Origin of the sequence: Komagataeibacter oboediens, from assembly GCF_003207815.1 — a bacterium.
GTDB lineage: Bacteria > Pseudomonadota > Alphaproteobacteria > Acetobacterales > Acetobacteraceae > Komagataeibacter > Komagataeibacter oboediens.
The window spans coordinates 71,699-92,863 of sequence record NZ_NKTX01000004.1; the positions used below are offsets into that span (position 1 = coordinate 71,699).

Annotated in this window: 24 protein-coding genes and 2 tRNA genes; 8 read left to right on the plus strand and 18 right to left on the minus strand. The window is 61.9% G+C overall.

Annotated features, from left to right (window positions below; all coding sequences use genetic code 11):
• The first annotated feature begins 54 nt into the window (after positions 1 to 54).
• The 3 genes from CFR80_RS04035 (at position 55) to CFR80_RS04045 (ending at position 3,807) form a co-directional block, all read left to right on the plus strand.
• Entirely contained in the window at positions 55 to 327 is a 273-nt protein-coding gene (locus CFR80_RS04035; RefSeq protein WP_010513686.1) for a hypothetical protein, read from the plus strand.
• Positions 328 to 772: 445 nt separating this feature from the next.
• Positions 773 to 2,539: a porin family protein gene (locus CFR80_RS04040; protein WP_029329348.1), complete on the plus strand. Its 1,767-nt coding sequence runs from the start codon at positions 773 to 775 to the stop codon at positions 2,537 to 2,539.
• Positions 2,540 to 2,718: 179 nt separating this feature from the next.
• Positions 2,719 to 3,807, plus strand: a complete 1,089-nt coding sequence (locus CFR80_RS04045; RefSeq protein WP_110507108.1) for an oxidoreductase — start codon at positions 2,719 to 2,721, stop codon at positions 3,805 to 3,807.
• A 131-nt stretch (positions 3,808 to 3,938) separates the two neighbouring features.
• Here the strand turns inward: CFR80_RS04045 and CFR80_RS04050 are convergent, their stop codons facing one another.
• The 14 genes from CFR80_RS04050 to CFR80_RS04115 all read right to left on the minus strand — a co-directional run bounded on the left by CFR80_RS04050 (position 3,939) and on the right by CFR80_RS04115 (position 15,857).
• Entirely contained in the window at positions 3,939 to 5,606 is a 1,668-nt protein-coding gene (locus tag CFR80_RS04050; RefSeq protein WP_010513683.1) for an ArnT family glycosyltransferase, read from the minus strand.
• Between the two features lie 13 nt (positions 5,607 to 5,619).
• On the minus strand, positions 5,620 to 6,369 hold the full coding sequence (locus tag CFR80_RS04055; RefSeq protein WP_010513681.1) for a glycosyltransferase family 2 protein: 750 nt from the start codon (positions 6,367 to 6,369) through the stop codon (positions 5,620 to 5,622).
• 21 nt (positions 6,370 to 6,390) lie between these two features.
• The gene (locus CFR80_RS04060; protein ID WP_010513680.1) at positions 6,391 to 6,885 is read right to left on the minus strand and encodes a F0F1 ATP synthase subunit B family protein; all 495 of its coding nucleotides are present in this window, start codon (positions 6,883 to 6,885) and stop codon (positions 6,391 to 6,393) included.
• A gap of 30 nt (positions 6,886 to 6,915) precedes the next feature.
• Positions 6,916 to 7,530, minus strand: coding sequence for a F0F1 ATP synthase subunit B family protein (locus tag CFR80_RS04065; RefSeq protein ID WP_110507109.1), 615 nt, complete (start codon positions 7,528 to 7,530; stop codon positions 6,916 to 6,918).
• 16 nt (positions 7,531 to 7,546) lie between these two features.
• Positions 7,547 to 7,771 (minus strand): ATP synthase subunit C family protein, encoded by a 225-nt coding sequence (locus tag CFR80_RS04070; protein ID WP_003616715.1) that lies wholly within the window; start codon positions 7,769 to 7,771, stop codon positions 7,547 to 7,549.
• Positions 7,772 to 7,832: 61 nt separating this feature from the next.
• A complete protein-coding gene (locus tag CFR80_RS04075; protein WP_010513677.1) occupies positions 7,833 to 8,582 on the minus strand; it encodes a F0F1 ATP synthase subunit A in 750 nt (249 codons plus the stop codon).
• Positions 8,583 to 8,594: 12 nt separating this feature from the next.
• Positions 8,595 to 8,936 (minus strand): AtpZ/AtpI family protein, encoded by a 342-nt coding sequence (locus CFR80_RS04080; RefSeq protein WP_010513676.1) that lies wholly within the window; start codon positions 8,934 to 8,936, stop codon positions 8,595 to 8,597.
• A 125-nt stretch (positions 8,937 to 9,061) separates the two neighbouring features.
• Positions 9,062 to 9,835, minus strand: a complete 774-nt coding sequence (locus tag CFR80_RS04085; protein WP_010513674.1) for a hypothetical protein — start codon at positions 9,833 to 9,835, stop codon at positions 9,062 to 9,064.
• Between the two features lie 98 nt (positions 9,836 to 9,933).
• On the minus strand, positions 9,934 to 11,514 hold the full coding sequence (gene purH, locus CFR80_RS04090; RefSeq protein ID WP_010513673.1) for a bifunctional phosphoribosylaminoimidazolecarboxamide formyltransferase/IMP cyclohydrolase: 1,581 nt from the start codon (positions 11,512 to 11,514) through the stop codon (positions 9,934 to 9,936).
• A gap of 224 nt (positions 11,515 to 11,738) precedes the next feature.
• Positions 11,739 to 13,577, minus strand: a complete 1,839-nt coding sequence (ptsP, locus tag CFR80_RS04095) for a phosphoenolpyruvate--protein phosphotransferase (protein WP_010513672.1) — start codon at positions 13,575 to 13,577, stop codon at positions 11,739 to 11,741.
• Positions 13,564 to 13,860 (minus strand): HPr family phosphocarrier protein, encoded by a 297-nt coding sequence (locus CFR80_RS04100; RefSeq protein ID WP_010513671.1) that lies wholly within the window; start codon positions 13,858 to 13,860, stop codon positions 13,564 to 13,566. The genes ptsP and CFR80_RS04100 overlap by 14 nt, the downstream gene beginning before the upstream one ends.
• Positions 13,853 to 14,311 (minus strand): PTS sugar transporter subunit IIA, encoded by a 459-nt coding sequence (locus tag CFR80_RS04105; RefSeq protein WP_010513669.1) that lies wholly within the window; start codon positions 14,309 to 14,311, stop codon positions 13,853 to 13,855. The genes CFR80_RS04100 and CFR80_RS04105 overlap by 8 nt, the downstream gene beginning before the upstream one ends.
• Positions 14,308 to 15,279, minus strand: coding sequence for an RNase adapter RapZ (gene rapZ, locus CFR80_RS04110; protein ID WP_048856067.1), 972 nt, complete (start codon positions 15,277 to 15,279; stop codon positions 14,308 to 14,310). The genes CFR80_RS04105 and rapZ overlap by 4 nt, the downstream gene beginning before the upstream one ends.
• Positions 15,280 to 15,413: 134 nt before the next feature.
• On the minus strand, positions 15,414 to 15,857 hold the full coding sequence (locus tag CFR80_RS04115; protein WP_010513667.1) for an HPr kinase/phosphorylase: 444 nt from the start codon (positions 15,855 to 15,857) through the stop codon (positions 15,414 to 15,416).
• Positions 15,858 to 15,956: 99 nt separating this feature from the next.
• Between CFR80_RS04115 and CFR80_RS04120 the strand changes: the two genes are divergently transcribed.
• Positions 15,957 to 16,304, plus strand: coding sequence for a RidA family protein (locus CFR80_RS04120; protein ID WP_232275609.1), 348 nt, complete (start codon positions 15,957 to 15,959; stop codon positions 16,302 to 16,304).
• A 212-nt stretch (positions 16,305 to 16,516) separates the two neighbouring features.
• On the opposite strand, the gene CFR80_RS04125 is transcribed toward CFR80_RS04120, so the two are convergent.
• Positions 16,517 to 16,592: transfer RNA gene (locus CFR80_RS04125), tRNA-Ala, on the minus strand.
• A 144-nt stretch (positions 16,593 to 16,736) separates the two neighbouring features.
• Here CFR80_RS04125 and CFR80_RS04130 point away from each other — a divergent pair.
• Both CFR80_RS04130 and CFR80_RS04135 read left to right on the plus strand, forming a co-directional pair.
• Positions 16,737 to 17,057, plus strand: a complete 321-nt coding sequence (locus tag CFR80_RS04130) for a YggT family protein (protein WP_029329345.1) — start codon at positions 16,737 to 16,739, stop codon at positions 17,055 to 17,057.
• Positions 17,058 to 17,155: 98 nt separating this feature from the next.
• A complete protein-coding gene (locus CFR80_RS04135) occupies positions 17,156 to 17,605 on the plus strand; it encodes a YjjA family protein (protein ID WP_010513663.1) in 450 nt (149 codons plus the stop codon).
• Positions 17,606 to 17,630: 25 nt separating this feature from the next.
• Here CFR80_RS04135 and hemJ read toward each other — a convergent pair whose 3' ends face one another.
• From hemJ to hemE, 3 genes are read right to left on the minus strand one after another with little or no spacing between them, the layout of a single operon-like run.
• Positions 17,631 to 18,080, minus strand: a complete 450-nt coding sequence (hemJ, locus tag CFR80_RS04140; protein ID WP_039733358.1) for a protoporphyrinogen oxidase HemJ — start codon at positions 18,078 to 18,080, stop codon at positions 17,631 to 17,633.
• Positions 18,073 to 18,786, minus strand: coding sequence for an HAD family hydrolase (locus CFR80_RS04145; protein WP_029329343.1), 714 nt, complete (start codon positions 18,784 to 18,786; stop codon positions 18,073 to 18,075). Before CFR80_RS04145 ends, hemJ begins: the two co-directional genes overlap by 8 nt.
• 3 nt (positions 18,787 to 18,789) lie before the next feature.
• Positions 18,790 to 19,851: a uroporphyrinogen decarboxylase gene (gene hemE, locus CFR80_RS04150; RefSeq protein WP_010513659.1), complete on the minus strand. Its 1,062-nt coding sequence runs from the start codon at positions 19,849 to 19,851 to the stop codon at positions 18,790 to 18,792.
• 406 nt (positions 19,852 to 20,257) lie between these two features.
• Here hemE and CFR80_RS04155 point away from each other — a divergent pair, with 406 nt between their 5' ends.
• Both CFR80_RS04155 and CFR80_RS04160 read left to right on the plus strand, forming a co-directional pair.
• On the plus strand, positions 20,258 to 20,902 hold the full coding sequence (locus tag CFR80_RS04155; protein ID WP_083819077.1) for a Maf family protein: 645 nt from the start codon (positions 20,258 to 20,260) through the stop codon (positions 20,900 to 20,902).
• Positions 20,903 to 20,999: 97 nt separating this feature from the next.
• A tRNA-Ala gene (locus tag CFR80_RS04160) sits at positions 21,000 to 21,075 on the plus strand.
• The last annotated feature ends 90 nt before the right edge of the window (positions 21,076 to 21,165 follow it).

Below are 21,165 nucleotides of genomic sequence, written 5' to 3' on the forward strand. Positions count from 1 at the left end.
CCCCGCCTGCGTCAAGGGGCACAGCCCATCTTATCCACAGTTAAGGAGGATCCCATGTCACATAATTACGCCACACCGCTGACACCGGAAAAACGGCTGGCACGGGTACTGACACGCATACCCGCGGACTGGGTGGTGAACATTGACCGCCAGCCCTCCTCGGCGGGAACGGGACAGTGGCGCGCACGCCTGACCATGCCCGGACACGAGACGCAGGACTGGACCGCCCCCCACGAAATGATGGTCGATGCGCTGGAAGCCGCATGGCGGCAGGCCCGCACGGTCGTGAATGTGGCGATGGGCAAACAGGATACAGTCAATAATTAACCAATAGAATACAAACACAGCTTCGTGATTGGATATTCTGTATTCCTGACTGCCCGTAACGTACCTGTGTATTTTTTTACTGGTCACAGGGCAGAAAAAACATGCGCACACGATTGTTTGATGGATCGTGGAGAATGTTACGAAACCACTTCGTTCTTCCGTTTCCCTGCCCTTCCGTACTGCGATATCGTACGCATCCGGTCAGAAAACGCACATGTGTTCCCGACTGACCATATTTTGAACATTGTATGAAAAAAAAGGAAGATTGGGCAACGAATCCATCTGGATAGATGCCACTCCCCTGCGCCACCGCCCCGTATGCGGGGAAAAATCCCTATGTCATTACAGGACTGTCATGTCCCCGGACCGGGCCTGCCGGACCTGATGGGGGCCATTGACCCGCGGGGTTTTATACAACAGGAATGCGGACAGGGAGTTTAATACTATGTCGGCAGGAAAATTGGCGCGTATTGGCGCGGTAGTTGTAATGGCAAGCGGAAGCGCATCCCTCGCCTTTCCCGAAGATGCGCGGGCTGACGATTATAGCGAACTCCTCGATATCCTGAAGGCCAAGGGCAGCCTGACACAGGGCGAGTACAGGGGGCTGCTGGCCCATCACATGCAGCACGTGCACGAAGCGGCAGCTGCCTCCAGCCGCGCGCCGCAATACATGCCCACACGTCATACGGCGGCTTCAACATCCACCCATACCCAGATGCGGACCGCGCTGGGCCAGCAGGTCGAGCCCCCCGGCCAGATCGGCATTGGCGGCGGTGGCATGGACCCCGACTATGTTCTGGCGCAGGCGCAGCAGGCGGCAGCCAGTGCGCAGGCCAGCGCCGCGTCGGCTGAATCCACATGGCTGGCCGCCCAGCATTCCATGGGCCTTGGGGGCGGCCTGTCATTCGTGCGCATGGAAAAATACGAGGCCGGGAAAGGCCTGACCTTCAAGGCAGGCCCGATCGACATCAACCTGTCGGGCTTTATCAACGGGTTCTATACCTATAACAGCCCGGCTGGCGGCATGCCGGTCGCAGGCGGCGTCTCGACCGGATCGAGCGGATTCGATTCCTCGGCGCTGCGCAACGGCCTGCTGCCGGCAGGCCTGATCCTCAAGCTCAAGACCACGCAGAACGGCATTGACCTTGCGGCCGTCATGGGCATGTATCCGGGCATCGACAATGCCAAGAACGGCGCCTTCAACGCCAATACCGGCGGCAGTCCGGTGGGCCTTGGCACCGCCGGCATCGATTTTCGTCAGGTGTACGTGACGGCGGGCAACAAGAAATGGGGCACGTTCAAGATTGGTCGTGACCTTGGCATCTTTGGCGGTGACGCGATCCTTGATGATGCGACCCTGCTGAGTGTCGGCTCCACTGGCAGCAACTCGGCCCCGGGCAATACGTCGCTTGGCCGTATCGGCGTCGGTTATGTATATGCCGACTGGATTCCGCAGATTTCCTACCAGTCGCCCACGATCAAGGGTTTCCAGGGCACGATCGGCATCCTGCAGCCGCTGGATGAGTTCGATTTCTCGGGTGATGACGCCAATGGCAATGCCTATTCGGCCAGTTCCACCCAGCACAGTTCGCCCATGATCCAGGGCAAGGTGACCTATGACTTCAAGATCGGTGGACTGAGTGCCCGCATCTGGGCCAGCTTCCTGACCCAGCACCAGCAGGACCTGAGCCGCAACGAGATGACGATGGCGAGTTCCTCTGTACTGATCGATGGGGCTCCCCATACGCTTTCTACGCTAACCAGCACGGCCGTGCCGGTTGTACCGGGTGAAAAACATGGGGTTACGGCGGAAGCGGGCGAAATCGGCACGAAGCTGACCTACGGACCGGCACAGTTCGTGGGCTACTACTATCGCGGCAGCGGCCTGGGCACGACCGGCCTGTTCTTTGACGGTGTTGCCAGCAACGGGCGCAAGCGTGCATCGGAAGGCTACTATGTCCAGATGATGTATAACTTCACCAAGAAGTTCAAACTGGTCGGAAGCTATGGTGTCAGTAACCTGTACCAGGCCCCGGGCGAGAACGATCCCGATCTGGTCCGCCGCAATGAATCCGAAGTAGGCGCGGCCTATTACAAGATGACCGACTGGCTGAACCTTGTGGCGGAATATGCCCATACCAGTTCGGCCGCCCATGGGCCGTACAAGGAAAGCGACAACAGCGCATCCGGCGGTATGATCCTGCTGTTCTGACACTGGTGGGGACCGCGTGATGGCCCTCGCCATGGTCCCTGTCCTTTAACGTTTCTGGTGAAGCTTTTTGAAAAAAGGTGGCCCCCGGAAACTTTTATTCTACAGCGTCCCGCCCCGATTGCCGGGATACCGCACGTGCCTGATACTGGCCCCTGCGCACACCAGCGAAAGGGAAGCGGATGTCCACACCATCACACTGGCCATTACGGGTCGGCCTCATCGGCTACGGTTTTGCCAGCCGCACCTTTCACGCCCCCCTGATCGCCGCAATACCGGGACTCAGGCTTGTCGCCATCAGTTCGGGACAACCGGAGACGGTGCTGCGCGACTGGCCGGAGGTCACGGTCACGGCGACACCCGATGCCCTGTTTGCCCTGCCGGATCTGGACATGGTGGTGATCGCCAGCCCAAACACCACTCATGCCGACCTTGCCATCACAGCGTTACGCGCCGGACTGCATGTGGTGGTGGACAAGCCGTTTACCACTACACTGGCGCAGGCGCGTATGGTGGCGCAGGTTGCGCGTGAACAGGGCCGGTTCCTGTCCGTTTTCCAGAACCGGCGATGGGACAGCGATTTTCTGGGCATCCGTACCCTGATCTCCAACGGGCAGATCGGGCGGATGACCGAACTGGAATCGCGCATGGACCGTTTCCGTCCGCAGGTGCGTGAACGCTGGCGCGAGACGGATGAAGCCGGGTGCGGCCTGTGGTTCGACCTGGGCCCGCACATGGCTGATCAGGCCCTGCAACTGTTTGGCCTGCCGGATCATGTACAGGCCAGTCTGGCCCGCCAGCGCGATGATGCACGCGGCAATGACTGGGCGCAGGTGCTGCTGACATATGGGGAAAGGCGGGTCAGCCTGCATTGCAGCCTGCTCTCGGCATGGAGCGGTCCACGCTTTGTCGTGCATGGTACACGCGGCACGGTGCTCAAACGCAGGACCGATCAGCAGGAAAATCAGCTTCGGTCCGGCATACGCCCCGGTGATCAGGGTTGGGGGGAAGATCCTGATGACCTGCTCGTCTTCGACGGCAGCGAAACACCGCGCGCATTTCCCACCCCGCCGGGCGATTACCGGATCTATTACGCCATGCTACGCGATGCAATCATGGGCCGGGTGCTTAATCCCGTGCCCCCCATACAGGCCGTGGCCCTGATGGCGGTAATGGAAACCTGCGTGGATTCCAGCCAGCGCCGGATGGCGCTTCCTCTCCCCCTGACGGAACAGGAAAAAGACGACTGGCACCAGTCATGGCAGAACTGACTCAATAACTATCCATGAAATACAAAGAAGTCTTTGGTGAAGCTTTTTTCAAAAAGGTTCAGAGAATGCCGCCCTTTTGAAAAAAGGGGGCACCCAGAAACTTTTATCACCGGGTCATTCCGAAACGGTGCTTAAGGCGCTGCCGGTGGAACGACAGCATATAATCCGATTTCCAGATGCTTGCCGGTTGAATAATTCAGTCCCGTCTGCTGCCCCAGTTCGTGCACGTCCAGACCGTTTTCCATGATGCGGGCGCTAAATGCCGCCAGATCCTGTGCACCCACCAGCGCCATGCCGCATTTCTGGTTCTGCTGCAGGAAGTCCGCCGCAGCCGTGGCATTGACCAGCCGCGTATCCTGCCCCAGCAGGAAGACAAGGCTGGGTTCCGAATCCGAAGTCGAGGCCACGATGGTCCGGGCACAGGGACGATGCGCGTCCACCATCGCCGCAAGGCGGGGGCTGAGCCATATGGTCTGCAACCGGGGAATGACGGTTGTAAAAAGACCGACATGGATGATGACGGCCGCAGCTATCGCCGCCATGGCCGCATGCAATGCCTGCCGGTGCAGGATCAGGTAACCGGACAGGACCAGCAGCGGCAGCGCGCCCGCAGGTACCAGCATGGCGGCAGGGGACACCATTCCTTCCATACGCCACAGCAGCACCGGTCCCGCAAACGCCAGAACCGACCCGACCGTGAACCAGATCAGCCCATAGGCCGCAATAAGGCTGCGCGCCCATATTGCCCGTGGCCATTCCCAATCGGTGGGAAAGGACACAATCGCCGCCGCCGTCAGGATGGCAATGGCCGGATAGGTAGGCAGCACGTAATGCGGCAGCTTGGTCGCAATGGCCTCAAACACCAGCCAGTGCGGTACGATCCAGCACAGCAGGTAGCGCACGTGCGGCTGAAACCGGCGTTCCCATACAAAAGGCAGCCCCATGGCAGCAAAAATCGACCCCGGCCAGAACGCAATGGCGAACACCACCAGATGATAGCCCGGCGGCAGGCCATGCGTTTCCTGTCCGCTGGCGACCTTGCCAAGGAAATTGCGCCCGACTGCCCGCGAAAAGAAGTCCCCGTGGCTGATGACCCCGATGGCGATGCACCACGGCAGTACGATGGCCAGCATGACCAGCCAGCCCCATGCAGGACGCAGCCGTTTCCACCAGTCAATGCGCCGTTCCACCAACGCCAGCGCAAGTGGCGTGCCAAATCCGGGGATCAGGATAACCGGCCCCTTCAGCATCAGCCCGCAGCCCAGCGCGATCCAGTACAGCAGGGCTGCGGCAAGCGGAGTGGCCAGGTCACGTTCCCGATCCAGATATGCACGCAGCAAACCGCATTGCGCCAGCAGCACAAACAGCAGCAGGGTCGTATCAATGGTGGCCATGCGCCCTTCGGCCGTCATCAGCACCGAGACAGCCAGCAGCCCCGCAGCCAGCAGGCCGCACATCGGCCCGAACAGGGCAGCCCCGATCCACGCCGTCAGAACGGCGGAACCGGTTACCGCCAGAAGGGAGGGAATACGGTAGGGCCAGACCGCATGCCTGTCGTCCATGCCCGTCAGGCGCACGGCAGTGGCCTCAAGCCAGTATATGCCAGCAGGCTGGAGATAGCGGGGCTGATCCAGAAACCGGACATCGACATAATTGCCGCTGTGCAGCATCTGGGCCGTGGCTTCCATATAACGCGGCTCATCACGATCGAGCGGAGGAAGCGATGCACGCCCCGGCAGGAACAGGACAAACACGGACAGCGCCACAAGGATATAGTGGCGCAATGTCAAGCGCGTCATGGGCACGGTCCCTTCAGCGTTCAGTAACGCGTTTCGGTATCCTGGCGCGGTTGTTCAGCCACATGACACCCAGTATGTCCCGAATGCCGACAATAGCCCGATTAAGGTTGGTATATTTGGACGTTCCATGCAGCCGGTTGCGATGATGAACCGAATAACAGGCCAGCGGCACCCCCCGCCTGCCCATAAGGGAGGGCAGGAAACGGTGCAGTCCCTCAAACTGCGGCAGCGCAAGGAAATCCTCACGCCGGAACGCTTTCAGCGATGCCCCCGTATCGGGGCAGCCATCATTCAGCAGGCGGCTGCGCAGGGCATTTGCAAAACGCGATGCCAGCCTGCGTGACATGGTATCACGCCGCTTGGTCCGCACACCCACGACCAGTGGAGCACGCCCCTCTGTCGTGCGGCATATATCCAGCATGGGTATGAAATCGGCAGGATTGTCCTGCCCATCGCCATCCAGCAGGATAACCCACTCACCCCGTGCGGCTTCAACGCCGGTACGCAGGCCGGCCGACTTTCCGTAAACCGTATCATGGCCAAGGATACGCAGATCGGGCAGGATACCGTCGCGCCTTACGGCCTCAAGCTCCGCCACGGTATCATCCGTACTACCGTCATCGACAAATATGACTTCAGCACGGGGCAACTGACCCAGGACAGCGGCAATTTCCTGACACAGGGGACGGATATTCGGTCCCTCGTTCAGAACAGCCGCGATTATGGAGACAACGGGGCGATCTTCCACCCCATTCCCTGTCATGCCGGTTGTCACCAACGGTGATCAGGCAGCACGCTGTGACAGGGCCGCCGGCAGGTCACCGATGGACTTGTCGATAATCTTGCCGTCCGTATCAGCGGGCAGGCTTGCGGCCAGCGTTTCCCGCGTGGCCTGAATGGCGATATCAATAGCCGTTTCACGGACTTCACGCAGGGCGGAACGTTCCGCCGATGCAATCCGGTCCTTGGCCATCTGTTCACGGCGGGCTGCGATGTCCTCGGCGTCCTGACGGGCCTTGACTGCAATATTGGCAGCTTCACGCAGGGAATGTTCGACCAGTTCCTTGGCCTCGGCCAGAGCCGCTTCCCGGTCCCGCGTCGCATCCTCAAGCATCTGTTCGGCCTCACGGCGCAGACGCGCCGCTTCATCAAGCTCCGCGCGGATGCGCTCTGCCCGTCCGTCCAGTGCGCTCACCAGGGGTTTCCACAGCGAACGCCCGAACAGGACAAAGAACAGGACAAAGGCAACAGCCGACCAGAAACGGGGATCATGAAACATGATTATGACCTGTCTGTCTTGGGCAGCGCGTCAGAGACCACGTGCTGCCGCAGCAGAACCGACCTTTGCCGTCACGAAATCGGCCGGGGCGGCAATGCCGGATAACTGAAGGATCAGCGTTTCCGCCGTCGTTGTCGAAATCTCGCGCACGGATGCCAGTGCCTGCCCGCGTGCCTGTGCAATGCGGGTTTCGGCATCCTGGATTTCCGTCGCCAGACGCGCGTTCATTTCCTCGGTCTGCCGGGCGGCGGCAAGACGTGCCTCCTCGACAACCTTGTCCACATTGGCCTGTGCATCCGCCAGCGCCTTGCGGCGGGCTTCATGCAGGTCGGCCACTGCTTCATCAGCGCGGGTCTTGGCCTTGTGCGCAATCCCGAGATCCGTCTCAATCGTCTGACGACGCAGCGACAGGACCTTTTCCACCTTCGGCAGGGCCGAACGGCTCAGCAGAAAGTACAGGACCAGGAAAATGCCAGCGCCCCATATCACCTGTCCGATGACATAGGGATTACCGAAATCAAGCTGGGGCATGCCCTCGGCGCGCGCGCCAGGGGCAACCATGGCCATCAGCGGCAGAGCCAGCGCGGACGAGGCCAAGAGAGTCCCCGCCCTTCGGATGTTGTCATACATCACGGCGCGCGCCATGTTCGCCTCCAGCGTATCAGACGAACAGGATCAGGAACGCGATCAGAAGCGCATACAGGGCGACGGCTTCCGTCAGGGCGAAGCCCAGCATGCCGAGACCGAACACGTGCGGACGCGCGGACGGGTTGCGCGCGATGCTGCTGACCAGCGTGGAGAAGATGTTACCCAGGCCAATGCCAACGCCAGCGAGGGCGATAACGGCGATACCGGCACCAATTTCACGGGCTGCTGCGATATCCATGTCTTGTTTTCCTTGTTTCAGACGTTCTGGATTGAAATAGATGGAAGCGGGGAGCGACCCGTTAGTGGGCCACCGCCTCCCTCAGATAGATGCAGGTAAGGATTGCAAACACATAGGCCTGCAAGGCGCCAACCAGCAATTCGAGTGCCATCAGCGCGATATTGATGACCACGGGACCAACGGCGATGATGTCACCGAAGAAGCCCAGACCGGCCAGCATGATCGTGAAGGCGGCAAACATGTCGAACATCACGTGACCGGCGACCATGTTGGCAAACAGACGGATCGACAGGCTCACGGGACGCGAAAGAAAGGAAAGGATCTCGATCGGGATCAGCAGCGGGGCCAGGGCCTTTGGGGCGCCGGCGGGCATGAAGTGGGCAAAGAATTTTGCCCCCTGCACCTTGAGCGACACGATGATCGAGAGGCAGAACACCATCAGTGCCAGCGCCAGTGTCACGGCGATATGGCTGGTGAAGGCAAAGGAGAAGGGCAGCAGGCCGAGGTAATTCCCGACCAGGATGAAGAAGAACAGTGTGAACACAAACGGGAAGAAAGCCCGGCCTTCCGGGCCAATCGTATCAACCGCCATGTTGTAGATGAAGTCGTAGCACATTTCGGCCGCGGACTGCAGCCGCCCCGGCACCACCGCAGCGGGCCGCATGCCCACGTACAGGAATGCCAGAACCACAATGGCGGCAACAATCATCATCATGGGGGACTGGCTGAACCGCAGGGATTCGCCAAGTGCACCCAAAACTGGATGGAGCTCGAACTGACCGAGCGCGTCGATGGATGATCCGGCCGCCAACTTCGTTCTTCCCTATATCCGTCCGGGACCGTCATCCGGTCCCGTTGCCTTAGTGTTTATGGCATCGGGCCTGACAAGACGCCAGACATTAAGCACACCTGCCACACCGCCCAAGAGCGAAAAGACAATAAGAAACCAGGGCTTCGTATGCAGCCAGTGGTCAAGCCCCCAGCCAATCGCAACCCCGACCACAAGCGCCGACACAAGTTCCGTTCCTGACCTGATCACCAGGCCCAGATCGGACAGTGTCCCACCGGTGTCACGTTCCACGGCTGCGGGCGGGTTCAGACGCTCACGGGCCGCTTCCAGTCGCCGGTCAAAGGACTCGTCGGACGGATCGTTATCCTTATCCACTTCTCGCACCTCCCAAGGGTGCAGGCGCTAGCTAACGATGCTGCAATAACCTGTCAAGCAACGGGTGGCAAACAAACACGCCACCCCTGCATCTTTTTTCCCATATCGGGGAGTACGCCCGCCCTTTAATCGCCCGAGGAACCACCGGGAATGACGTCGTACCCGGCACTGCCGGGGAACGCGCCGGGCGGGGGGGCATCAGCGGGTTCGACATGAATGGCCTGGTTCACGTCGGGTCCGATCTCACGCGCGTTGATTGCGGTCCCATGGTCCCCCGTAACGCCGGTGCCGATGGCGTGCAGCGTCGCCCCCGGCTTGAGCCAGGCGACAAGGCGGCTTGCATTCTTTTCCCCCACGTACACGACGCTATGGTCGCGCATGATCACGCCCTGCACCCCGCCCTGCATGTCATACAGCGGGGCAAGGATGGTGCCGTCCACCGGCACGTCCGGCCCGATGCTGGGGGAGTCCAACGGCATCGGCGCCGTAGCGGGCGGGCGTACGTCGGCAATACGCCGCCCACGTGGGCCCGTTACGGCATAGGCCCGCACGATGGGATGACCGATGCCCTTCAGGCCATTGACGCTGACCTGTTCGCCCGGACGCGCGATGGCGGGAAGCTGCTCACCAAGGTCATGGGAGAAAAAGACCTGCGTGCCATCGGCAAGCAGCATGCCCGACAGCTGTCCCGCCGGGCTCAGGATATACTGCGTCATCAGGCCGGTGGTGACCGGCAGGGGGCTCATGTCGAACACCGGCGCGACCTGTGCCGCAGCCGGGGCGGCTGGTGCAGGCTGTGCGCCGCCCTTGCCGGCGGCATGGGCACCGCCCGCCGCCAGACTGCCAGCCACAAGCACGCCCGCAAGCAGGCGGCAGGAGGAACGTCGATGAATGTCCATGCGGGTACCCGTCTTTCGTCTGTCTTAACCCCGGTCGTCCACCGGGCGTGCTATCTCATGCCATCCCTGACGCGCAGGCAAGGGGGCTGGCTGTGGGATCAGTGCCGGAAATGGCGCATACCTGTGAAAACCATCGCGATGCCGGCCCTGTCGGCAGCGGCGATCACCTCGTCATCACGGATCGAGCCTCCGGGCTGGATCACGGCAGTGGCGCCTGCGGCGATGGCGGCCTCAAGACCGTCCGCGAAGGGGAAGAACGCATCCGACGCCACGACGCTGCCCTGTGTCAGCGGATGGTCGATGCCTGCTTCCTTTGCCGCGTCGGCGCTTTTGGTTGCGGCGATGCGCGCGGAATCAACGCGGCTCATCTGGCCTGCGCCAATCCCCACCGTGCTCTGGTCCTTGGCATAGACGATGGCGTTCGACTTGACGTGCTTGGCCACACGGAAGGCAAAGATCAGGTCCGCCATTTCCGCCGGAGTCGGCGCACGCTTCGTCACCACCTTCAGGGCATCGGGCGTGATGCGCCCATTATCGCGCGTCTGCGCCAGGAAGCCGCCAGCCACCGACCGCACTACCACGCCACCGGCTGCCGGGTCCGGCAGTGCGCCGGTCAGCAGCAGGCGCAGGTTCTTCTTGCGCGCAAGGATCTGGCGTGCCTCCTCAGTAGCGTCGGGGGCCACGATCACTTCGGTGAAAATCGCGGCGATGCGTGATGCCGCTTCGGCTTCCAGCGTGCGATTGAGCGCCACGATCCCGCCAAAGGCCGAAACCGGGTCACACCGCAGCGCCCTGTCCCATGCTTCCGCCTGTGTCGCCGCCACGGCCACCCCACAAGGGTTGGCGTGCTTGACGATCACCACGGCGGGCGCGTCGAATTCGGCCACGGCCTCGAACGCCGCATCCGTGTCGTTGATGTTGTTGTAGGACAAGGACTTGCCCTGCACCTGTGTTGCCGTGGCCACGCCGGGGCGGGTGGACCCGTCGGTATAGAAAGCCGCTTTCTGGTGCGGGTTTTCGCCGTAGCGCAGGCTCTCGCGCTTTTCGCCGGCAACGATCATGCGCGACGGCAGCTCCTCGCCTTCCTGTTTTGCAAACCATGCGGCGATGGCGGCGTCATACGCCGCCGTGCGGGCATAGGCGGCACCGGCCAGCACCTTACGCTGTTCAAGCGTGGTGCCACCGTTTTCCAGCGCGGTGATGATGTCGCCATACTGAGCCGGATCGGTGACGATGGCGACATGGGCATGGTTCTTGGCCGCGGCACGGATCAGGGCGGGGCCACCGATGTCGATATTCTCGATACAGTCATCCGCACCGGCACCCGACGCCACCGTGGCCTCGAACGGGTACAGGTTGACGGCCACGAGGTCGATCGGGGCAATCCCGTGTTCTTCCATCTGACTGACATGCGCGGGCAGGTCCCGCCGCCCAAGGATGCCACCATGCACCTGCGGCACCAATGTCTTGACACGACCATCAAGGATTTCCGGAAACCCGGTATGTTCGGACACGTCGCGCACGGCGATCCCGGCCTCACGCAGGGTTCGGGCGGAACCACCCGTCGAGAGGATTTCCGCGCCATGGGCGACAAGGGCGCGGGCAAGATCAAGCAGGCCCTTCTTGTCGGAAACGGAAATCAGGGCACGCCGAACCGGCACGGTCTTCGGGGGGGTCATCAGCGGGTGACCTTTCACGCAAGCTGGAAATGAGCCAATGCGGGAGGCTTAGTCCAACCGCGGGAGGCTGGGCAATAAGCGAAATGGCATAATGGCCCCGTGCCGGTCGGAAACCGGCCCCGGCAGCACGACCGCTGTCTGTCAGCAGCGGCACGCACGCCAGACCAACCCGCACCAACCGGACAGGCACTGCCCGCCCACAGGCCAGGCGGATAGCCTGTGCCCTATCCATCATCCGGGTGCTGCAGGGTGTGGGCATACTGCGCCAGCATGGCGCGGACTTCCTGCCCGTCCGTTGCTTCCAGTGCACGACAGGCCATGCGGCGGCAGTCATCCATGGCAGCGGCCCGGATGGCCCGCTTCACCCGTGGTACCGCAGACGCATGCATGGAAAAGGACCGCACCCCCAGCCCCACCAGCAGCGGCACCGCCTGCGGATCGGACGCCAGTTCCCCACAGACGGAAACCGGCCTGCGCTGCCGCAGCCCCGCATCCGCCGTCATGCGCATAAGCCGCAGCACGGCCGGGTGCAGCGGGTCATACAATGCCGCCACATCCGTCGCGGCACGATCGGCGGCGAGAGTGTACATGGTCAGGTCATTCGTGCCGATGGCCAGGAATTCGGCTTCCTGCGCCAGCACATCCGTCATCAGGGCCGCAGCGGGTGTTTCAATCATGATGCCAAGCGGCGGCAGGGGATCCGGTATCTTCACCCCCCTGCGCCGCAGCCTGCGCCCGACGCGGGCATAGATCTCACGCGCGGCCTGCAGTTCCTCCAGCAGGGAAACCATGGGCAGCAGCACCCGTACCGGCCCCGCATGGGCCGCGCGCAGGATCGCGGCAAACTGCGTTTCCAGCAGCGCGCGGTGCTGGAGCAGCAGCCGGATGCCACGCACCGCCAGCGCCGGATTGGCGTCACCTCCATTGCCAATTCCCACGCGTGACAGGGCATCGCTGTTTTTTTCGCTGCCCCAGTCCACCACGCGGATCGTGACCGGGTCCCCCGCCATGGCCTCGATCAGGGGCAGATAGATGGCTTCCTGCAGCTCTTCATCAGGCAGCGTATCCGTGTTCATGAACAGGAATTCGCTGCGCAGCAGCCCGATGCCCGCCGCCCCCGACTGCGCGACCATGGGCAGTTCGGCCGGGATTTCCAGATTGGCCTGAAGCGTCAGCACCTCCCCGCTGGACAGTCGCGCGGGCAGGCGACGCAGGCGGCCAAGCATCTGGCGTTCACGGGCGTAGGACGCAACCTCGACCCGGGCCGCCGCCGCCGTGCGGCTGGACGGACGCACGATGACCCGTCCCGTCGCCCCGTCCACCACCAGCCGCGTGCGCCGTCCCACCTGCGCCAGCAGACCATGGGCCGCCAGCACGGCGGGAATGCCCAACGCGCGCAGCAGGATGGCGGTATGCCCGGTGCTGCCGCCTTCTTCCGTCACGACGGCGGCAATGCGGGAGGGATCGATCAGGGCGGCATCAGCGGGACGCAACTGCTCCGCGACCAGGATGGCCCCATCGGGCAGGGTGGAAAAGGACCGGTAGGGCGTGCCACTGAGGTTACGGACCAGCCTGCGCCCGATTTCACGGAATTCGCCCGCCCGCCTGCGTGCGGCCACGGCATCTTCCCCCTGCGGTGCAGGACGGCCGGGCGGGGCTAGCATGAGGGCCGCCAGCGTCTCGGTTTCCTGCATGACGGCGGCTTCGGCCAGCATGCCCTGTTCCAGCCGCGCCTCGATCCCGCGCCGCAGGCGCGACGGCCCGAGCATGCGGCGGTAGACTTCCAGCAGGGAACCGATTTCCACCTGTCCGTCTTCCGGCAGCAGCGCCAGACGGTCATGCAGCCGGCCAAGCTGGGCCACGGAACGGCTTATGGCGTCATGCAGGCGGGTACGTTCGTGCGCGGGATCACAATCCCGGCGCGCCATGTCCACTGGCGGGGGGGCGGGTTCATGCGCGACGGCGGCATACCCGATCGCAACCCCGGATGAAACGGGCTGGCCTTCCAGCCGGACTTCTCCCGCGCGGGGACGCTGCTTCGGACGGCGTTCAGTCGTCTTCATCAAACCCGGCCCCGACCAGCCGCGTCAGGGCTCTGAGCGCCTGCGGCCCCTGCGGACCGGAGGTCGTGATGGTGACGGTCTCCCCCCTGCCCGCACCCAGCATCATAAGTCCCATGATGGAATGGCCCGAAACCGTCATGCCCGCATGGGTGACATCAACGCCCGCGTCGAATTTTTCCGCTACCGTCACGAATTTCGCGGCCGCGCGCGCATGCAGCCCGCGCTGGTTCACGATTTCCACATCCGCCTGGTGCGATGCGGGCTGCGCTGCCGCTTCAGCCACCGTGGCCTGCCACGCTGTCCGTCTCGCCCACGCATTCCCCGACACCGGACAGACAGGCCGCCGGCAGGTGGGATGCCACGGATATGTACCGCCTGCCTGCCGCTTCCGCGCCATTGAGGCAGTCCTGCATATCCGCATGACCCCGCATCTGCGCCAGCTTGACCAGCATGGGCATGTTGACCCCCGCCAGCACTTCCACCCGGTCGGTTTCCAGAACGGACACCGCGACATTCGATGGCGTGCTGCCAAACATGTCGGTCAGCAGAATGACGCCCTGACCACTATCGACCGAGTCGATGGCCTGCTGCAGGGCCGTCCGGCATGTACCAGGCAGGGAGGTGGAGGTAACATTGAACACCGTCGCCTGCGCCTGCGGACCGACGACGTGTTCGAGTTCCCCCTTCAGGGTCTCGCCAAGGACACCATGCATCACGAACACAAGACCGATCATTGCGGGTCTTTCTGCTCCGTTGTTTCCGGCAGCCCGCGGGGCCGGTTGGCCCACCGCCAGCTGCTGCGGCCCTGACGGGCCAGTTCACGATGCATGATCACCACCGGCCATGCATCATGTGGATGGGTATGCCCGACACGTTGTGCAAGCCTGAGGGCAAGCGCCTCCACCAGCGTGACGGAGCGGTGCCGCCCCCCCGAACAGCCAATGGCGATGGTGGCGTATTTCTTGCCTTCCTGCACGAAGCGCGGCAGCACCAGTTCCAGCAGCCCCGCGATCCGGTCCAGGAATTCCTGATAATCCGGGTCACGGGCCACATAATCAGCCACGTCCTGGTCCAGCCCGGTCATGGAGGACAGGGCTGGGTCATAATAGGGATTGGTCAGGAAACGGGCGTCGAACACCATGTCAGCTTCCCGCGGCAGGCCTGCAGGAAAGGCGAAGGACATGAGGGCCACCGTCAGGCCATCAAGTCCCCCCGCCGTCCATTCCCCGAACCGGGCCTCGACCAGCTGCCGCAGTTCCGGCGGGGGCAGGTCGGAGGTGTCGATCACCACATCCGCCGCTTCACGCAGGGGGGATGTCAGGCGGATTTCAGCTTCGATCCCTTCCTTCACTGTGCCATGAACGGCCTGAGGGTGACGCCTTCGGGTGGCCGTGTAGCGGCGCAGCAGGACGCTTTCCTCGGCTGTTGCATAAATCAGTTCCGCATTCAGCGCCGGGTTGACCCGCAGCCGTGCCAGCGCCTCCAGCACGGCAGACGCATCAAACCCGCGCGTGCGGGAATCCACACCCACCGCCACCGGACGTTCGGCACGCGCCACGATTTCGTCCAGCATGCCCAGTGGCGGATTGTCGATCACCTCGTGCCCCAGATCCTCCAGAATACGCAGGATCGAGGACTTGCCTGCCCCGGACAGCCCGGTGACAAGCAAGATACGACGGGGAAGGGGTGTGTCTTCATGCATGGTGTCAGTCACGCAAAACCCTGACTTCTGTCAGCCACATGCCCAATGACAAATCGCGGTCTCATGGCGGGATCGGAACCTTTTCGTGAATCCATTGTTCCCCGAACGGGCTGCAATGGAAAGTGGCGACGATATCACATCTGTCTTTCATCCAGCAGTTGCCTGTCACCGGCAACGCAATCCAGGACCAGCCCGATCCGGGCTACGGCGGAGGGCTGTGCCGGATCAAGGAAAAACACCGGTTGCCCCACTACCTTATCACGCTTGGGCGCCGGGGGGAGTCGCGGCGGGTAATCCGTGGGAGAAACCAGCCTTGCAACAGCCACAACGCGCACGCGCGCGCGATAGGGCATGCGCACGATCCCGATGCCGCGCACTTCCAGAAGGCCCGCAAGTGCCGGGGGCGCACTGGCCCAGCCTGCATGCATGCAGACCCGGTCATCGGCCACAAGGTCATACCCCGCGTCGATCAGACGCAGCAGCAGGTCGGATTTCCCGGCACCCGACGGCCCGCAGAGCATGATGCCCTGCTTCCCCCGCGCGGCGCAGGACGCATGGATCTGGACCGGGTCATTCATGGATGAAGGAGGTATCCGAAAAACGTCATTTCGGGGATGGAAAATTTTTTATGGACAAAACATGACCATTTTGTGATTCTGACTTCAATGGAAGAAATCATGCCGTTCCGCCCTTCACCGGAAATACACATCCGGCACCTGACCGGCTTCGATGCCACAACCGGGCAGTTCCCTGCTGGCCTGTTTCCCCAGATCCGGCAGGCGCTGGCAACGGGCATGGCCCAACTGGACCAGCAGGGCATGGGGGCGGACAATGTCACCCGCATCACCTTTACGCTGCGTGAAACCGACGGGTTCAGCACCTGCTTTCCCCTTCTGAACGATCTGTTCGGCCGCACCTGTCCCGCAACGACACTGCGGCTGGTCAAGCAGTTCGAGCGGACCGGGCAACTGGCGGAAATCGAACTGGTCGCTTTGCCCACACAGGCTGACGACACACTATCCTGATACAGCCGCCAGCAATAAACACCTGGTCAGAAGACAAAAGTTTCCGTCTTGCGCCTTTTCCGGACAGATTCAGTAAAATCTTGTCAGACACATCCTGAATAAGCGCCGGAGGTTCACTGCGCAGACTGTCTGAAAGAAAGGCGGCAAACGCAGATCAGTTCCGTGTGGAGACTGTCTGTCGGACAGACATTTATTTCTGGAAAGAAGGAAAGTGGTGGAGCTGAGGGGAATCGAACCCCTGACCTCCTCATTGCGAACGAGGCGCTCTCCCATCTGAGCTACAGCCCCACATTCCTCGCGCGATAGATACCGTGCACAGGCAGTAAGTCAAGACCCATTTTTGGGCGCACAATCGCTTTTCTCTCCTGCCCGCCGCCGTCATAGTAGTTGTATGCGGGCGTGCCGGACACTAAATTCTGTTTCCCATCATCCATGAAGGTTGGCCCGTTGATCACCATTATCTTTAACCTGCTGGCTGAACTCATACAGCTTTATTACTATGTGGTGATGCTGGCCTGTCTGTTCAGCTTCCTGCTGGGATTCGGCATTCTGGACCCGCGGAACCAGATTGTCTGGAACATCTCCAACTTCCTGTTCCGCATGACCGAGCCGGTGCTGCGCCCCATCCGCAACATCCTGCCGAACATTGGCAATATCGATCTCAGCCCGCTCGTACTGCTGCTCCTGCTGCAGTACGTGGTGATGCCCGTCATGGGCAAGATCTACGGCATGCTTATGGTCGGCATTGCATAAAAGCCGTGGCGGCGGGCTATCCCCCCCACGGCGAAGGCGGATATAATGTATTGTGGCCTTGGCTTTCCTTCGGGCCGGATTTCAGGAGTTATCATTAAATGAAAAAAACGAACCGTTTCCTGGCGCTCGTCGCGGCTCTGCCGCTTGCAGCCGCCCTGTCCGGCGCACCTGCACATGCACAGGGCTTTGGCGGCCTGACCGGTGGCTCGTCGGGTGAACTTGGCAAGGCTGCCGGCCTGCTGTCGGGCAGCGGCCTGAACGTGCCGTCCGTCTCGTCGCTCGCTCCCTCCAACGTCACGGGCCTGCTGAGCTACTGCGTGCAGAACAACTACCTGCAGGGCAACAGCCCCACCACGCTGCTGTCCTCGCTGAAGCAGAAGGCTGGCCTTGATACCTCCAGCACCCAGTACACCAACGGCCAGAACGGTATCCTGGATACCGGAAACGGCAACACGTTCTCGCTGTCGTCGCTGACCGGGAACCTCAAGCAGAAGGTATCGACCAAGGTGTGTAACGCCGTGCTGAAGCAGGGCAAGTCCCTGCTCTGATCCGGTGAATGGTTGTCCGCCTGCCTCAGAACGGGCGGACAACCACCATGATGACGATGATCATCATAAGAACGGTCGGCACTTCATTCGCCATGCGATAGAACCGTTCGGGGCGGGTATTGCGGTCATTGGCGAAATCACGCCGCCACCGCCCGCACGCGCCATTGAACCCCGCCATCGCCAGCACGCAGGCAAGCTTGGTGATCCACCAGCCCGAGTGCCAGTCAACCAGCCCCGGGATGGCCGACAGCAGCCCACCAAACAGGAATGTGCTGATCATGGCCGGCATCATGATGAAGCGCAGCAGCTTGTATTCCATCACCTTGAACCGTTCGGATTCTGCCGTGCCCGGCGCCACCTGGCAGTGATAGACAAACAGCCGCGGCAGATAGAATAGCCCCGCCATCCATGCAATGAACGACATGATGTGGAATGCCTTCAGCCACAGCATGATGGACGCCAGCGCATCAATCATGCGCGGCACCGTGCGGTTTCTGGCTGTCCAGGATACGCCGCAGCAGCGGCACGAACTGGTCAAGATGCGTGATCCGCAGCAGCCCCGGCCATGATGGCGCGGGCAGGTCGGCAGACCGTAACAGCACGCATGCCATGCCCGCCGCCTGTGCTGCGCGTGCGCCGGTATCGGTATCTTCCAGCACGATGCAGTTCTCAGGCGGCACGTCCTGCGCCTTCGCCGCCGCCAGATAGACCGCAGGGTCCGGCTTGGGCTGGCCCATGTCACGGGCGGAATGGATGTGCGCAGGCGCGATCAGTTCATCCAGCCCGGTGCGGCCGAATTTCGCCTCCATTTCCATGACAGAGGAATTGGAACCGATCCGGTAGGGCAGGCCCAGCGCCGCCACACCGCGCAGCATGGCGGGCGCACCGTCTATGGTTTCCGCCTCGCTGCGCATGAGGGTGACAAGGTTGTGCTGCATCTGCGCAGGCCAGTCATCGGGCAGGATTATGCCCTCCGCCTGCTCGATTTCATGTTTCAGCGCCGTCAGGGCGTGACCGGCAAAGCGCCGGACCGCGTCCTCGTCACTGATGGCCAGACCATATTCACGCAAGGTGCGGGCAATCATGCGGCATGACGGCCCCTCGCTGTCGATCAGGACACCGTCACAGTCAAAAATGACCAGTCTGAGCGCGCCATCAGGACGCAGGGCGGCAGGTAACATCATTCATACATCCCGTATGGTCTTGATCAGGTCGCCCACATGTTCCGGGGGCGTGGTGGGAATGACCCCATGGCCAAGATTGAAGACATGGGGGCGTCCCTTCATCGCATCACGGATGGCGCGGGCTTCGGCACGCATGCCTTCACCACCCGCCAGCACGCGGATCGGGTCAAGGTTGCCCTGCAGCACCAGCGTGTCAGGCACTTTTTCCGCAACGGCCTTCATGTCGGCCCCGGTATCCAGGGCCATCGCGTTTACGCCGGTCACATGCCCGTATTCAATCGCCATGAGCCCGGCCAGACGCGGGAAGCCGATGACCGGCACACCGGGATGGCGGGCGTTGATGATTTCGGTAATCCGGCGTGCGGGTTCAATGACATGCTTGCGGAACTGTGACGGCGGCAGCAGGCCCGACCAGCTGTCAAACAGCATGACCGCTTCAGCCCCGGCGCTGATCTGGTTGCACAGCATGTCCGCGGTGGAGGTGGTCAGCAGGTCGATCAGCCGGTCAAAGAATGCGGGATCGGTATAGGCCAGCCTGCGTGTTTCCTCGAACTCACGCGATCCATGGCCTTCCACCATGTAGCACGCCACCGTAAACGGCGCGCCGGCAAAGCCGATCAGCGTGACCTGTCCCGGTCTGGCCGGACCGATCGCCTCCGGACCGTCAACAGCCTTGCGCAGCCGCCCCAGCGTTTCCATGACCGGGCGGGTCGCCTGTTCTACCCGTGTCGGGTCCAGCTGGTCCAGGTCGGCCTGTGAACGGACCGCCCCCAGGACTGGCCCCCTGCCCGGCACGAATTCCAGCGACTGCCCCATTGCCCATGGCAGGATGAGGATATCGGAAAACAGGATCGCCCCATCCATGCCAAAGCGGCGGATGGGCTGCAGCGTGAGGTCCACCGCCATGTCCGGGGTCATGCAGCGGGTTATGAAATCCGCCTTTTCACGCAGCGCCCGGAATTCTGGCAGGAACCGGCCCGCCTGCCGCATCAGCCATACCGGAGGTGGCCATGTTGCCTCTCCCAACAGGGTGGCGAGCAGGGGTTTGCGTGTTTCAGTCATCGATCCGTCGTTCTGTTTCGTTGTGGCCGGACTATCTCGTACTTTCGCCGTGACGGATAGCGGGCAGGCACAACGCGCGCGCCTCTTTCAAAACAATAAAAGAAAAGAGAAAGAAAATTTTTGATGTGCTTTAAGTGCTGTGGATGACGGGGTACCCACGTTTCCGAAAATGTACCCCACTTTTCCCACAGAGTGTACAGTTTCCGACTCCAAGGATTCCCGCGCCTGTGGACGGTTATCCAGAATGTACCGACATAAGCCTGTGTACAACCCACCGCGAATGGAGGTGTACCCATTGTCCACGGTACTCGGTACGGCACAGAATTGTTTGGAGTACTGTCCCCATGTACCCCAGTACTCGAACGCGCCGAAATTCATGTTTCACTTCGGTAGTACGGAGAGGGCAATGCCAGACGACTCGAATTTAGTACTAAAGCCCCTGCCATTACAGGCGGAGTCGCCCGCGATAGTACTCGCCAGCCGCTCCAGCGCACGGCGGAGTCTGCTGGAATCGGCGGGAGTGCGGGCGGATTACAGATCGGCGGATGTTGATGAACACGCCATTCGCGATGATGCCCGTGCCCGCGGCATGGCGCCGGGGCAGACGGCCTTTGAACTGGCCCGCGCCAAGGCCCGCGCCGTCAGTGTGGACCGCGGCGCGATCGTGATCGGGGCGGATCAGATGCTGTCATGTGAAGGGGCATGGTTTGACAAGCCGGAAAGCCTGGACAGGGCCCGCCAGCAGTTACGCATGCTGCGCGGCAGGCCGCATGTCCTGCATACGGCGGTGGTGATGCTGCGTGACGGGGTCGAGGTCTGGCGGCATGTCGCCTGTCCCGTGCTGCACATGCGTGTGTTCAGCGACTCCTTTCTCGAGCGGTATCTGGCGATCGAAGGCGATGCGATTCTGTCCTGTGTCGGGTGTTACCGGCTGGAGGGCATGGGCATTCACCTGTTTTCCCGGGTGGAAGGGGAACATTCCGCCATTATGGGACTGCCCCTGCTGGCGGTGCTGCAGGCTCTGCGGGCACAGCATATCATCCTGCAATAAATTGGATTGTGGGGGGTTGCATTGCCCGGGGCTTACGGTTATACCCCGCGAACCGGACCACGGCGGACCATCGAAACGGTCAGTCAGTCAGGACAGTGGGGCCATAGCTCAGTTGGGAGAGCGCCTGAATGGCATTCAGGAGGTCAGGGGTTCGACTCCCCTTGGCTCCACCAGATTCCTTATCTGGTACCCCCCTTAAAAAACAGAATAGTGTGTTTTCACTGTTTTAGTGAGAGATAGGGTAAGCACGTACCTGCCCGTGC

Bases quoted from the DNA above. Each gene is read 5' to 3' on its own strand.
- CFR80_RS04035 (WP_010513686.1), top strand. From the start codon at position 55: ATGTCACATAATTACGCCACACCGCTGACACCGGAAAAACGGCTGGCA.
- CFR80_RS04040 (WP_029329348.1), top strand. From the start codon at position 773: ATGTCGGCAGGAAAATTGGCGCGTATTGGCGCGGTAGTTGTAATGGCA.
- CFR80_RS04045 (WP_110507108.1), top strand. From the start codon at position 2,719: ATGTCCACACCATCACACTGGCCATTACGGGTCGGCCTCATCGGCTAC.
- CFR80_RS04050 (WP_010513683.1), bottom strand. From the start codon at position 5,606: ATGACGCGCTTGACATTGCGCCACTATATCCTTGTGGCGCTGTCCGTG.
- CFR80_RS04055 (WP_010513681.1), bottom strand. From the start codon at position 6,369: ATGACAGGGAATGGGGTGGAAGATCGCCCCGTTGTCTCCATAATCGCG.
- CFR80_RS04060 (WP_010513680.1), bottom strand. From the start codon at position 6,885: ATGTTTCATGATCCCCGTTTCTGGTCGGCTGTTGCCTTTGTCCTGTTC.
- CFR80_RS04065 (WP_110507109.1), bottom strand. From the start codon at position 7,530: ATGGCGCGCGCCGTGATGTATGACAACATCCGAAGGGCGGGGACTCTC.
- CFR80_RS04070 (WP_003616715.1), bottom strand. From the start codon at position 7,771: ATGGATATCGCAGCAGCCCGTGAAATTGGTGCCGGTATCGCCGTTATC.
- CFR80_RS04085 (WP_010513674.1), bottom strand. From the start codon at position 9,835: ATGGACATTCATCGACGTTCCTCCTGCCGCCTGCTTGCGGGCGTGCTT.
- purH (WP_010513673.1), bottom strand. From the start codon at position 11,514: ATGACCCCCCCGAAGACCGTGCCGGTTCGGCGTGCCCTGATTTCCGTT.
- ptsP (WP_010513672.1), bottom strand. From the start codon at position 13,577: ATGAAGACGACTGAACGCCGTCCGAAGCAGCGTCCCCGCGCGGGAGAA.
- CFR80_RS04105 (WP_010513669.1), bottom strand. From the start codon at position 14,311: ATGATCGGTCTTGTGTTCGTGATGCATGGTGTCCTTGGCGAGACCCTG.
- rapZ (WP_048856067.1), bottom strand. From the start codon at position 15,279: ATGCATGAAGACACACCCCTTCCCCGTCGTATCTTGCTTGTCACCGGG.
- CFR80_RS04115 (WP_010513667.1), bottom strand. From the start codon at position 15,857: ATGAATGACCCGGTCCAGATCCATGCGTCCTGCGCCGCGCGGGGGAAG.
- CFR80_RS04120 (WP_232275609.1), top strand. From the start codon at position 15,957: ATGCCGTTCCGCCCTTCACCGGAAATACACATCCGGCACCTGACCGGC.
- CFR80_RS04130 (WP_029329345.1), top strand. From the start codon at position 16,737: ATGAAGGTTGGCCCGTTGATCACCATTATCTTTAACCTGCTGGCTGAA.
- CFR80_RS04135 (WP_010513663.1), top strand. From the start codon at position 17,156: ATGAAAAAAACGAACCGTTTCCTGGCGCTCGTCGCGGCTCTGCCGCTT.
- hemJ (WP_039733358.1), bottom strand. From the start codon at position 18,080: ATGATTGATGCGCTGGCGTCCATCATGCTGTGGCTGAAGGCATTCCAC.
- CFR80_RS04145 (WP_029329343.1), bottom strand. From the start codon at position 18,786: ATGTTACCTGCCGCCCTGCGTCCTGATGGCGCGCTCAGACTGGTCATT.
- hemE (WP_010513659.1), bottom strand. From the start codon at position 19,851: ATGACTGAAACACGCAAACCCCTGCTCGCCACCCTGTTGGGAGAGGCA.
- CFR80_RS04155 (WP_083819077.1), top strand. From the start codon at position 20,258: ATGCCAGACGACTCGAATTTAGTACTAAAGCCCCTGCCATTACAGGCG.